At 69.5% G+C, this 12,625-nt stretch carries 10 protein-coding genes; 4 read left to right on the top strand and 6 right to left on the bottom strand.

Annotation, left to right across the window (positions count from 1 at the left end; all coding sequences use genetic code 11):
• Positions 1 to 167: 167 nt before the first annotated feature.
• The 3 genes from ABH926_RS43650 to ABH926_RS43640 all read right to left on the bottom strand — a co-directional run bounded on the left by ABH926_RS43650 (position 168) and on the right by ABH926_RS43640 (position 2,890).
• Positions 168 to 1,748, bottom strand: coding sequence for an MFS transporter (locus ABH926_RS43650; protein ID WP_370372596.1), 1,581 nt, complete (start codon positions 1,746 to 1,748; stop codon positions 168 to 170).
• Between the two features lie 299 nt (positions 1,749 to 2,047).
• Positions 2,048 to 2,317 (bottom strand): WhiB family transcriptional regulator, encoded by a 270-nt coding sequence (locus ABH926_RS43645; protein WP_370372595.1) that lies wholly within the window; start codon positions 2,315 to 2,317, stop codon positions 2,048 to 2,050.
• An 18-nt stretch (positions 2,318 to 2,335) separates the two neighbouring features.
• On the bottom strand, positions 2,336 to 2,890 hold the full coding sequence (locus ABH926_RS43640; protein ID WP_370372593.1) for a Dps family protein: 555 nt from the start codon (positions 2,888 to 2,890) through the stop codon (positions 2,336 to 2,338).
• A gap of 252 nt (positions 2,891 to 3,142) precedes the next feature.
• Between ABH926_RS43640 and ABH926_RS43635 the strand changes: the two genes are divergently transcribed.
• Genes ABH926_RS43635 through ABH926_RS43625 form a run of 3 tightly spaced genes read left to right on the top strand, consistent with a single transcriptional unit; the run spans position 3,143 to position 6,627 of the window.
• Entirely contained in the window at positions 3,143 to 4,885 is a 1,743-nt protein-coding gene (locus tag ABH926_RS43635) for a pyruvate dehydrogenase (protein ID WP_370372591.1), read from the top strand.
• Positions 4,886 to 4,933: 48 nt separating this feature from the next.
• The gene (locus ABH926_RS43630; RefSeq protein WP_370372589.1) at positions 4,934 to 5,362 is read left to right on the top strand and encodes a universal stress protein; all 429 of its coding nucleotides are present in this window, start codon (positions 4,934 to 4,936) and stop codon (positions 5,360 to 5,362) included.
• The gene (locus ABH926_RS43625) at positions 5,359 to 6,627 is read left to right on the top strand and encodes an MFS transporter (protein WP_370372587.1); all 1,269 of its coding nucleotides are present in this window, start codon (positions 5,359 to 5,361) and stop codon (positions 6,625 to 6,627) included. The genes ABH926_RS43630 and ABH926_RS43625 overlap by 4 nt, the downstream gene beginning before the upstream one ends.
• On the opposite strand, the gene ABH926_RS43620 is transcribed toward ABH926_RS43625, so the two are convergent.
• Complete coding sequence (locus ABH926_RS43620; RefSeq protein ID WP_370372581.1) at positions 6,584 to 7,483, bottom strand: SDR family NAD(P)-dependent oxidoreductase; 900 nt, start codon at positions 7,481 to 7,483, stop codon at positions 6,584 to 6,586. The genes ABH926_RS43625 and ABH926_RS43620 overlap by 44 nt on opposite strands.
• 84 nt (positions 7,484 to 7,567) lie before the next feature.
• Here ABH926_RS43620 and ABH926_RS43615 point away from each other — a divergent pair, with 84 nt between their 5' ends.
• Positions 7,568 to 8,023, top strand: a complete 456-nt coding sequence (locus ABH926_RS43615) for a MarR family winged helix-turn-helix transcriptional regulator (protein ID WP_370372579.1) — start codon at positions 7,568 to 7,570, stop codon at positions 8,021 to 8,023.
• A 51-nt stretch (positions 8,024 to 8,074) separates the two neighbouring features.
• Here ABH926_RS43615 and ABH926_RS43610 read toward each other — a convergent pair whose 3' ends face one another.
• Positions 8,075 to 10,882, bottom strand: coding sequence for an AAA family ATPase (locus tag ABH926_RS43610; RefSeq protein WP_370372577.1), 2,808 nt, complete (start codon positions 10,880 to 10,882; stop codon positions 8,075 to 8,077).
• A gap of 163 nt (positions 10,883 to 11,045) precedes the next feature.
• Entirely contained in the window at positions 11,046 to 12,518 is a 1,473-nt protein-coding gene (locus ABH926_RS43605) for a catalase (protein ID WP_370372575.1), read from the bottom strand.
• Between the last annotated feature and the right edge of the window lie 107 nt (positions 12,519 to 12,625).

Here is a 12,625-nt window from a genome sequence, read left to right as displayed (position 1 = left end):
ACAGCGGCGATGCGGGGCAGCGCCAGCGGGTTCTCTACGGTCACAGCAGGCACGGCAGCCTCCAGGGGTCGGATCGGGGCCGAGTCACGGTCACCCGGCTCCAACGGTAGTTGAAACTTCAATATTCCGGATCCAGCGCCGCATCAGCGCGATCGCTCCACCGCCGGCTACGAATGCTCCATGAACGCGTGGGTCGCCATTGGCTCCCGCTCGGTCAAGGCCTTCGCCTCGGCCTCGAACTCGCGGTCGATCCCGGTGTATCGCTCGTGGTGTTGGGCGAGGTGCTCCGACCAGGATCTGACCGTGAAGATCTCCAGCAACCGGTCGGCCCTCGCCGCATCTCGATAGAGGCTCCAGGATGTGGCTCCGGTACGCCGGCGCGATGATTCCACTCGTTCCATAGCCTTCGCGAAGGCGCCGACGTTCGGTTCGGGAACCAGGTACTCCACGATGACCAGGACCGGGCCGTCCTGGGGTGCCGGTTCCAGAACGAGCTGTGGTTCCGGCCAGGTGTCGCTGGGCGTGGGATCGACCTGGCGGTCTCGAAGCGGCAGCCATTTCGAGACGGCTGACCCGACGACGAGCAGGGCGCCCGCCACGGCCAATGCCGTCGTCAGGCCGGCCCACTGGGCGATCAGGCCCCATACGAACGCGCCCACAGCCATGCCGCCTTGGAACACGAGCAGGTAGAACGCGACGGCCCGCGCGCGAACCCAGGTCGGCAGTCCGAGTTGGAGCGCGGCGTTGAGAGTCGACAACGCCCAGATCCACGCGACGCCAGCCACCAGCAACGCGAGCCAGGCGATCGCCACGTTCGGCACGTAGTCCACTGCGAGCAGGGCTGCCGCGAACATCACCCCGGCAAGTGCCAAGGTCCGGTCGTTGCCAAGGAGTCCAGCTGTCTTGGGAAGCACCCAGGCACCGGCTATCGCGCCGATTCCGACTGCACCCAGCAACAGGCCATAGCCTGCGGATCCCATGCCCAGCGTTTGGTGCGCTGTCAGTGGGATCAGTGCCCATAGTGCGGCGGCACCGGGCACGAACAAGGCGCTGCGGAGCAGGATTCGCCGGACACGTGGACTGTGGCGCACATACCGGGTACCGGCCCGAAGCGCCGCAAGAGCCTGTTCCCGCTCCTGCTCGGAGCGGGGGGCCGCGTCGGCGGGACGCCACCGGGCCAGGACGACCAGGATCCCGACGAAGGACACCGCGTTGAGCGCGAACGTCCACCCCACCCCTGCGGCGGCGACCAACAACCCACCAAGGGCGGGACCGATCGCGCGTGCCACGTTCTGATTCACCGCGCCCAGCGCGGAAGCGGGCCTGAGCTGCTCGCGGGGTACCAGTGTCGGTTGCAGCGCCTGCCAAGCCGGGCCGTTCAACGCCGTGCCGCAGCCGAGCAGCAGCGTCAACGCCAGCAACGTCCATGGGCCCAGTCGCCCCGCGAAGGCCAACACGGCCAGCACCACCGCTACCGCGGCCATCCCGCCCTGGACCGCGAGCAGCAGACGTCTGCGATCGGCCAGGTCGGCCAACACCCCGGCCGGCAGGGCCAGGACCAGCACTGGAAGGCCGGCGGCGACCTGGACCAACGACAGCAGCGCCGCGCCGTGCGCGATCAACAGCCACTGGGCCCCGACGGTCTGCATCCAACTGCCGATGTTCGAGGCGAACTGGGCCAGCCACAGCGCGCGGAACACCGGCTGCCGCAGGGGGGACCAGGCAGAGTCGGCGCTGTTCGAGGGCATCGGTACTTCTTTCCGTGAGCGGATCGGCGTCGCAGTACGCGCGCGGGCCATCGAGTCGAACTTAAGCGCGCCTCTCACTGGCTTTTGTTCTCCGAGCGCACAACTGTTGCGCGGGCGCGCACGGCCCCGCGTACCGTGACGACACCGGCCGCGCTCGGCTGCGCGTGCCCCGGGTGCGGAGTCGCCCGCTGTCACGACACAGTGCCGTGGCCCGATGGCGAACGGGCCACGGCCCTTTTGGCGAGCGAACAATCGGTGCGAATCGGTGTGGAAGACGCGGGTGCCGGCGGCAGGAGGGCTCAGGTCGGTCGCCGGGTGTGGCCGCGGTCGGTTTCGGTGAGCCCGCCCCAGACCCCGAAGGCCTGGGCCGTGCGCGTCGCGAAGGTCGCGCAGGGGCCCTGGACAGGGCACCCGCGGCAGACGGTCTTGGCCCGCTGTTCCCGCCTGCGGCGGGCGTCTCCCCGTTCGTAGACCGGGGAGAAGAACACCGAGGCGTCCATGCCGCGGCAGGCGGCGCGCGTCTGCCAGTCCCACTCGTCGAGCAGCGGCCTGACGTTCAACGGCTTCATGGGTCTGGCACTCACCGCTCAGCTCTGGTCCGACGGCGTGACGACCAGGTGCTCCGCGAGGAACCACACCTGGGTCTCCCCGGTACGGATCACCTGCGAGACGAGGGCGTCCTGGGTGCCGTCATCACCCACGGCGGCGGTGCGCGCGGCGGCGTCCCGGGCTTCGGTGAGGATGATCTCGTGGGCTTCGAGCAGGCGCGACAGCATCGCGGTGACCTCCTCGACACCGTTCGGCGGACGCGGTATCGCCGTGATCTCGGCGGTGTGCCGGGGGTCGCCCACCGCGACGCCGCCGAGGGTCTGGACGCGTTCAGCCAGCACGTCGATCAGCTCGAGCTGTGCTGCGGCGTGTTTGTCGAGCAGCAGGTGCAACTGGTGGAAAAGCGGGCCGCGCATTGCCCAGTGGTGCTTCTTGTAGAGCGCGTAGAGAATCTGGGTATCGGCCAGGATCCGGTTGAGACGCTGGCAGGAGTACATCCGGGCGTCGTAGGACAGTGCGATCGGCAGCTGTGTGACCGTCCCGAACTCCTGGATCTCCGCGCTGTGTTGATGCAGACGAGGCTGACTGGACATGGTGCTCCCTCGGGTTCGTGCGCGATGGGTGATCAGTGGCTCCTACAGAGGTTCACGTTAGGAGCGCGCAAGCCTCGGACTTTTCCATCGCCGCACTGGCTGCTGACCATCAGCGCACTGTCGTTGAGCCCCGGTTCGACAACCGCGAAGCGCGTGCGCTGTTCGACCTAAGCAGGTGCGCTGGCGGACAAGTCGGCGCGCCGTTGGTTCCTAGCCTGATCGCGACACAGCACCGAGCCCGCGAGGAGCGCCATGGCCAAGCAGTCCGTTGCCGAGCAGTACGTCGATCTCTTGGCTCGCGCTGGGGTCCGCCGCATGTACGGAGTCGTCGGCGACAGCCTGAACCCGGTCGTGGATGCCGTCCGGCGGCACGGTGACGTGGAGTGGATCCAGGTTCGGCACGAGGAGGTCGCTGCCTTCGCCGCCGGAGCGGAGGCCCAGCTGACCGGCCGTCTGGCTGCTTGCGCGGGCTCATGCGGACCCGGCAACCTCCACCTGATCAACGGTCTGTACGACGCGCACCGGTCGATGGCCCCTGTGCTGGCGCTGGCCGCGCAGATCCCCAGCGGCGAGATCGGAACCGGCTACTTCCAGGAGACGCACCCCGATCGGCTGTTCGCCGAATGCAGCCATTACTCGGAACTGGTCTCCTCGCGCCACCAGATGCCACGGGTGGCGCAGACTGCCATCCAGCACGCGGTCGGTCGTCGCGGCGTAGCGGTCGTGGCGCTGCCCGGCGACGTCGCCGGCCAGAAGGCCCCGGACGGCGGCGCCGAGTTGGCGATCCCGCTGGACCGGCCCGCTGTCCGCCCCGGCGACGACGAGCTTGCCCGGCTCATCCAGCTCGTGGACGCCGCCGAGAAGGTGACCGTCTTCTGCGGCCGCGGTGTCGAGGGCGCTCACGCGGAGGTGATGGCCTTCGCCGAGAAGGTGAAGGCTCCGGTCGGTCATGCGCTGCGCGGCAAGGAACACATCCAGTACGACAACCCCTACGACGTCGGAATGTCAGGCCTGCTCGGCTACGGCGCCGCATACCAGGCGATGCACGAGTGCGACCTTCTTGTGCTGTTGGGCACGGACTTCCCCTACACGGACTTCCTGCCGCGCGGCGTTCGCACCGTCCAGGTCGACATCCAGCCCGAACGCCTCGGCCGCCGGACCCAACTGGACCTCGCGGTGTGGGGCGACGTCCGCGAGACCCTGCGGTGCCTGACCCCTGCGGTTCGGGCGAAGACGTCCCGCATGTTCCTCGACACCATGCTCGACCGCCACCTGCACGCTCTGGAAAGCGCGATCGGCGCCTACACGCATGACGTCGAGCGCCACACCCCGATCCACCCCGAATACGTGGCCGCGGTCCTCGACGAGGAAGCCGACGACGACGCGATCTTCACCGCGGACACCGGTATGTGCTGCGTCTGGGCCGCCCGTTATCTGACGCCGAACGGCAGGCGCCGCATCCTCGGATCCTTCGTCCACGGCTCGATGGCCAACGCGCTGCCGCAGGCCATCGGCGCGCAGTTCCTCGACCGCGGCCGCCAGGTCGTCTCCATCTCCGGCGACGGAGGGTTCTCGATGCTGATGGGCGATTTCCTGACCCTCGTCCAGTACGGGCTGCCGGTGAAAGTCGTGGTCTTCAACAACTCCTCCCTCGGCATGGTCGACCTGGAGATGATGGTCGACGGCCTGACCCCGTACGGCACCACGTATCGGCACACCGACTTCGCCGCCATCGCTCGGGCCGCCGGCGCGCACGGCATTCGCGTCGAGCAGCCCGGGCAGGTGCGCGACGCACTGCGCGAGGCTTTCGCGCACGACGGACCGGCACTGGTCGACGTGGTCACCGACCCCGCCGCCCTGGCCGTCCCGCCGAAGATCACCTCGGAGCAGGTCACCGGGTTCGCGCTGTCCGCCAGCCGCACTGTCCTGTCCGGCGGGGTCGGACGCATGATCCACCTGGCTCGCACCAACCTGCGGAACATCCCGCGCCCGTAGGCGCCGCCGCTTCAAACGCCACCGCTACTTCGAATACTTGGAGATCCTTTGTTCCAGCGCATCCTGCTGGCTGTCGACCCCAGCGCGGCCCCGGCGCGCACGCTCGAAACCGTCGCCGCCTTGGCCAAGGGCTTTGACAGCGTCGTCCACGTCCTGCACATCGAACCCACCCTGTTGTCGGCGACGAGCATGGTCACCGTCGAAGAGGACGGCGATGCACAACGGGTCCTGCAGGAAGCGGTCGACGCTTTGCTGAGCGTCGGCGTGCGGGCCGAGGGCGAACTCCTCGGTGAGGCCGGCACCGAGATTCCGACGGCGATCTCCGCAGTGGCAGCGCGGCTGGGATCCGACCTGCTCGTCCTGAGCCCCCACCACCACGGGATCCTGTCCGCCTGGCTCAACCCGGGCGTCTCGAACGCGGTGAGCCGCTCGGCACGCATTCCGGTCCTGCTCGTTCCCGACATCAGGGAGCGATGATGGCCGTTCAATCCGGCCGCGTGTCGGCAGCCGCCTCGGACGCCGCATCCACGGACTCGCGCGATGGGCTGCCGGGCTGGCTGGTAGCACTGTTCGCCGTCTCCACCGGGATGACGGTCGCAAACCTCTACTACGCCCAGCCCTTGCTGTCCACGCTCGCGCACGCGTTCAAGGTCAGCACAGCCACCGCGGGCACGCTGGTCACGGCCACCCAGATCGGCTATGTGCTGGGGATGCTGTTCCTGGTGCCGCTGGGTGACCGCTTGGAGAAGCGGCGCCTGGTGGCTTGCCTGCTCGCGATCACCACCGTCGTCATGGCCGCCGCGGGAGCGGCGACGAGCTTCGCCGTCTTCCTGGTCGCCTCGCTGCTCAGCGGCACGACCTCGGTCGTCGCGCAGATCCTGGTGCCGTTCGCCGCCGGCCTGGCGCCCGAACACGCGCGCGGGCGGATCGTGGGCCGCGTCATGGCCGGGCTGCTCACCGGGATCCTGCTCTCCCGCACCGTCAGCAGTCTGGTCGCGGGCGCCGCCGGGTGGAGGGTCGTGTACCTGGGGTCGGCTGGGCTCACCGCACTGCTCGCCCTCGCCCTGCGGCTTGCCCTCCCCCGGCACGCGCCCACCACCGATCTGCCCTACCACCACGTTCTGCGCTCCACCATGAAGCTGGTCCGCACCCACCCGACCGTGATCCGTCGAGGGCTGTATCAGGCGGCTGTCTTCGGATCGTTCAGCGCGTTCTGGACCACGGTCTCCTTCCTGCTCACCGGCCCGCGGTTCCACTACACGGCCTCCGGCGTCGGCCTGTTCGCGCTGGTCGGCGCGGCCGGTGTGGCGGTCGCTCCGCTGGCCGGCCGGTTCGGCGACCGCGGGCTGGCCCGGCCGATGACCGGGGTGGCGCTGCTGCTCGGCGCGATCGCCGCCGCGCTCACCGCACTCGGTGCCCACCACATCGCGCTTCTCGCCCTGGCCGCGATCCTGCTCGACGTGGCCGTCCAGACCACCCTGATCCTCGGCCAGCACGTCATCTACCAACTCGACCCCGCTGCTCGCGCCCGCCTGAACAGCATCTACATCGCCACTTTCTTCGCCGGCGGCGCCCTCGGGTCACATCTCGGAACCGTCGTCTACCACGCCGAGGGCTGGAACGCAGTCGCCGCGCTCGGTGCGGCCATGCCGCTGGTGGCACTGCTCTACTGGACGACGGAGCGTCGCCGCGAGAAAGTCATGTCCGATCCTCGCTCGGCCCGCGGACACGGAAGCCACTGAGGATCTCGGAGGTGGCCTCCCACAGAGCGCGCCGATCCCCTTCGTCCCGGCCCGGCAGCGGACATTCCAGCGGTTTGGCACCCTTAGCGGCGAAGTAGCCTCCGGTGACGTCGGCGCCGGCGAAGCCCGCATCGGTCGCGAGCCGGACGATGATCTCGGCGCCGTGGCGGGGATCGCCGATCCTCAGCACCTTGAGAACCTTCTCCAGCACGCCGGACAACGGCAGGTCACGGCCGAGCCCGGTGACGTTGAACCCGGGGCAGCAGCAGGTCACCGCGACCCCCGTCCCCTCGAGCTGACGGCCCAGTTCCTGCGTGAACATGATGTCCAGAAGCTTGGTCCAGCCGTACAGCTGAGAGGATTCGCGACGCGTGTAGGGGGCGGTGTCGCGCAGGTGGCCCACCGCGCCGCGACCGCCGGCGTGCTCGGAGGCGCGGGAGGCGACCGTGACGACCCGGGCCGGAGCCGAGGCGATGAGTTTGTCGCGCAGGACGTCGGTCAGCAGCCACGGCGCCAGGTAATTCACGGCTGTCATCTCCGAGAACCCCTCGGCGGTGACCCGCTGGGAGAACGCGTGCACTCCCGCGTTGTTGATCAGTGCGTCGATGCGCGGGTAGGCGGCGTCTATCTGGTGACCGGCGCGTTCGACGTCGCGCAGCAGCGACAGGTCGGCCAGGAACACGTCCACCGGCGTTCCGGGCGCGGCCCGCTCGATGTCCGCGCGGAGCGCGTCGGCCTTCCGCCGGCTGCGGGCTACCAGACCCAGGCGCATGCCTCGGCGCGCGAGGTCCAGAGCGGCCAGTCTGCCCAGGCCGTTCGTGGCGCCGGTGATGACGATGACGGAGCGGTCTTCCACGGATGCCTCCTCCAACTTTTAGTGAGGTACCTCATCAACGTAGCATGCAATGAGGTACCTCACTGATTGGAAGGACCATCGGCGATGAGCGACAGCCCCGACCCCGCAGACATCGGACTGCGCTACCTCGCGGTGAGCTACCACTTGCGCAGGGTCGTGGACGCCCGGATGAACGCCGGCGGCCTTTCCCTGGCCCGCACCAAAGTCTTGGAAGTCCTGGCACGCCGCGGCCCGCTGGCGCAGTCATCGCTCGCGGAGGAACTCGGCCAGGCTCCGCGGTCGGTCACGCAGTCGGTCGAGGCGCTGGAACGCGAAGGCCTCGTCGAACGGACGACGTCTTCCGAGGACCGGCGCGCCAAGCTCGTCAGCCTCACCCCGCAGGGGTCCAAGGCGGTGGCCGCCGGCACGGAGGCGGGCCGAAAGGTGCTCCACGAGATCTTCGAGGCGATGGGCGCCGAGGACCTGGCGCGGCTGGACAAGATCCTCGACGTCATCGGCACAGCGGTCGCCACGGCCGCGTCGGACGAAGCGGTCAGCTGATCAGCACCCTGAAACCCGCCGGGGCGACAGGACCCGGGCGGATAGCGCGTCTCAGAGGTCGTCGAAGAAGTCGCGCAGCTGGTGTCGGCTGCTGACCCCGAGCTTGGGATACACGCGATACAGATGCGATCCGATCGTCCGGGGTGACAGGAGCAGCTGCTCGCCGATCTCCCGGTTGCTCAGCCCGCGGGCCGCCATCCGGACGATCTGCTGTTCCTGGGCGGTCAGCGCGGACAACGGATCGGGCGTGTCCGAGGCCATCGCCACACCGCTGGCCCGCAGTTCGGCGCGCGCCTCGTCGGCCAGGCCGTCCGCGCCGAGCCGGTTGAACGTCTCCAACGCCGCCGCCAACAGCGCGCGGGCGTCCAGGGGCCGACGACGCCTACGCAGCCACTGCGCGTAGTGCAGCCGGGCCTGGGCGCGCGCCAGCGGCCACTGCTCGGCGGCGGGGTTCACCACCGCCAGCCGGAAGTGCTGCTCGGTGTTCTTCGCTTCGCCGACCAGGGCTTCCGCGTGATGGAGAAGCAGGGTCATCCGGGTCGTCGGATCCGGTCCCACCGCCTCGCGAACCGCCGCGACGATCGGCGCGACGTCCTGGTGGCGTCCCGTTCGGTGGGCCGCGGTGGCCAGGTCGGCGACGGATCGTGGGGACAGGAAGTAGTGCAGCGGTGCGCTGTCATCGTCGAACAGCTGCCGGAGATGCCGGTAGGCGCCTTCGAAATCGCCGGCGGCGGTAGCGGCGGTGGCGGCCGCCCGCAGCAGCCAGACCTGCGTGGCGCGGTTCTCCTCCAGATCGACGCGGTTCCAGTTCAGGTCGGTCGCTGCCGCACCGTCCGCCGACCGTCCGCGCAGGGCCTGCAAGGTCACGCGCAGCGCGGTGGCCTCGGTCTCCAAGGCCCGCATGTTGTGGACTACGGCGAGCGTGCTGATCTCCGCCAGCTGCTCGTCGGCCTCGGACCACCGTCCGGTGTCGATCAGGGCCGTGGTCATCGGAGCCAGGGTGGTGGCGGCGAGGGCGATGGATCCGTAGGCGCGCAGCATGGCGTAGGTCCGGCGGAAGGACTCGACGCACACGTCGGACTCGTCGGCCAGCCACGCGATCCCGGCGATGGCCGACAGGCGGGTGATGTCCGTGATGCCGGCCGCCGCGTCCACCGCATCCGCCTGCCGGGTCCGCTGCAGCAGGAGCGCGGCCTCGGCGACCGGATCAGCGCTGGCTCGGACGACGGCCCGCAGCGCGTCGCAGGTCTCGATCCTCGCCAACTCCGGGAACGGGCTGTCGGAATCGTCGACGATCTCCAGCCCGCCCTCCACGGCCGCCATGAACAGCCGTACCTCGGGCAGCCCAGAGTGGATCGCGACGGCGGGGAGGATGGACGCAAGGACGAGGGCAGTCCTGGGGGCCGGAGGCGGTTCCGACTCCAGCGCACTGGACAGCACATGGAAGGCCTCGCGCTGGTTGCCGTACAGGCACAGCGCCATGCTGGCTCCGCTCGCGGCGACGCCGAGCACGTCGGCGTCCTGGGTCAGTGCAGCGACCTTCGCATACAGTTCGCGCACCCAGGACGTGTCGCCGGCGTTGCTCGCGGCTCTGACCGCCTTGGCATACCGGCGCGCCCGGTCGGCTTCGGACGGACTGACTTCGGCGGCCCGTTCCAGCGCCCTTGCCGCGGCGAAGAACCCGCTGCGCAGCTCGACGGCTTCAGCGCTCTCCTCCAAAGCCGCGGCCACCGACTCGTCAGGCCCCACGGCCGCCGCGGCCAGATGCCAGGCCCGGAGCGCCGGCTGGTCGGCCAGGGCGGCCGCGAGGTCGGTGTGAGCCTGTTGTCGCTGGTGCATCGGAGCACCCTGATAGGAGGCGGTGCGCACCAGCGGGTGGCGGAACGCCACTCGGTCGCCGGCGAGGGCGATCAGGCCCGCGTCCTCCGCGGGTGCCCAGAGGTCGAGGTCCGCTCCGGCACCGGCCGCTTTCATAATGATGCCGAGTTCTGTGTGATCCGACGCTGCCGCCGCGTAGAGGACGAGCCGTTGCGTGGCGGCGGGAAGGCTGCGGAGCTGGGCGGCGAACATCTCCTGGATACGCAAGGTCTGTGACAACCCGCTGCCCGGCAGTCCGTACGCCGTGCCACCCCGGAACGCGCGGGAAAGTTCGATGATCGCCAAGGGGTTGCCCGCGGCCTGCTCCAGGACGTCGAGGCGGGCCCGGCCCGTGGGGGCCTGGGGTTGCACCTCCAGCAGCCGTGCGGCGGCGCCGCTGTCGAGCGGACCCAGGACCAGAACCGGCAGACCCGTCACGATGCCTTCAGGCGGAGTCAGTCCGCGGGCAGCCAAGAGCACCGTCACGGGCTCGGCCGCCAGTCGGCGCATCACAAAGCTCAGGACGTCGAGGGAGTCACGGTCGAAGAACTGGACGTCGTCGACGATCAGCAGCAGCGGCCGCCGCCGCGACACGTCGGCCAGCAGCGTCAGCACTGCTATGCGCAGCAGCATCGAATCGGTCGGCCGAGTGGCGGGGATCACTCCGAACGCGGTCTCCAGCGCCTCGCGAAGGTGCGGGGGCAGCCCGGCGAGGTCGGCCCGAAGCGAGAGCAGCAGCTGGTGCAGAGCCGCGAAGGACTGGTCGGTCTCGCCTTCGCAGCCTTCGGAAATCAGGACGTCCGTCCCCAGGCCTCGCGCCACCTCCACCGCGGCGGACAGCAACGAGGTCTTACCGGTGCCCGCCTCGCCGAGCAGGAGCAACGCTCGGGACGACGTACGACCCGCCGTGACGAGTCGCGAGATCTGGTCGAGCTCGGCTTCCCGGCCGACCAGGGACAGCCGTGCTCCCGATCCGGCGGCGCCCCCGGGCAACTCCTCCATGCCGTGCGTCCCCATTCCGCGGCCGCACGCCGACCAGAGCATCCGATCGCGCCACACCGCCAGCTGTTCGGGGCGATTCTGTCACGCGCCGGGGCCGATGTGGATCACCGCGGCCCCGGCTGAAGCTCCTGGTCAAGTACCTGGGGACGGCACAGGGCTGGGGCTATGCCCGCTCGGCCTTGACCGCGGCCTCCACCCGGTCGCCATACCCCGGGTCGGCCAGGCGCAGGTGGCCGATGAACCGGTCGACGATGTCGTGGCGGGTGATCCGCGACAGCGGGGCGGCCAGGTTGTACGCCAGGCGGGCCCGCTCGTCCTCACTCATCAGCCGGTAGAGGTTCCCGGCCTGCACGTAGTCACTGTCCTCGGCATGCTCGACCGTCTCATATGTGCCGACCAGGCCCGCGACCTCACTTCCGGCGGCCAGCGGCTCGCCGGTCTGGATCGGGCCGTCGAAGCTGTTCGGCTCGTAGTTCTTGGCGCGGTGTCCGCCGTTGTCGTCGAAGCGCATCGCACCGTCGCGGCCGTAGTTGACCGCCTCAGTGGCGTGCGGGCGGTTGACGTCCAGCCGGGTGTGGTTGACGCCGAGGCGGTAGCGCTGGGCGTCGGCGTAGGCGAACAGCCGTCCCTGCAGCATCTTGTCCGGGGAGGCGCCGATGCCCGGGACGAAGTTGTTCGGGTTGAACGCCGCCTGCTCGACGTCGGCGAAGACGTTCTCCGGGTTGCGGTCCAGGGTGAGTTTGCCGACCTCGAGCAGCGGATAGTCGGCGTGCGGCCACACCTTCGTGAGGTCGAACGGGTTGAACCGATAGGTCGCGGCCTCGGCGGCCGGCATGACCTGGACGGACAGTCGCCACGAAGGGAACTCGCCCCGGTCGATGGCCTGGAACAGGTCCTGCTGGTGGGAGTCGGCGCTTCGCCCCGCGACGGCGGCGGCCTCTTCATCGGTGAGGTTCTCGATACCCTGGTCGGTAAGGAAGTGGTACTTGACCCAGAACACCTCGCCGGCAGCGTTGACCCATTGGTAGGTGTGCGACCCGAAGCCGTGCATGTGCCTGAAGCCGGCCGGGATGCCACGATCGCCGAACAGGTACGTCACCTGGTGCAGGGCTTCGGGAGAGTGCGACCAGAAGTCGAAGACGTTCTCCGGTTCGACGGTGCCGGTGTGGGGATCGCGCTTCTGCGAGTGGATGAAGTCCGGGAACTTACTCGGATCCCGGATGAAGAACACCGGCGTGTTGTTGCCGACCAGATCGTAGTTGCCCTGCTCGGTGTAGAAGCGCAGCGCGAAGCCGCGCGGGTCGCGCACCGCGTCGGTGCTGCCGAGGTTGCCGGCGACGGTGGAGAACCGGATGAACGTCTCCGTAGTCTTGCCCACCTCGGACAGGAACGCCGCGCGGGTGTAGGCGGTGACGTCGGCGGTCACCGTGAAGCGCCCGTAGGCGCCGGCGCCGCGCGCGTGGACGACCCGCTCAGGGATGCGCTCCCGGTTGAAACGAGCGAGCTTCTCCAGGAGCTGCTGGTCCTGGATCAGCAGCGGCCCGCCGACTCCCGCCGACAGGCTGTTCTGATTGTCCGCGACCGGGGCTCCCGACTCGGTGGTCAGGATCCGCCGGCCGGCGTTCGAAATGGTCACAGTGCTGGTGTCCCTCCGGGTGTCGCCTGGTTCGAGGCTCACCGCGGGGTGCGGGAGATCGATCGGCCGTGCCGATGCTATGAACGGGGAGGTCGGGGAGGTTTTCC

The sequence above is a fragment of the Catenulispora sp. GP43 genome, from assembly GCF_041260665.1.
Lineage (GTDB): Bacteria > Actinomycetota > Actinomycetes > Streptomycetales > Catenulisporaceae > Catenulispora.
Note: the sequence above shows the minus strand (reverse complement) of the source record. Positions and strands in the feature narration are given on the sequence as shown.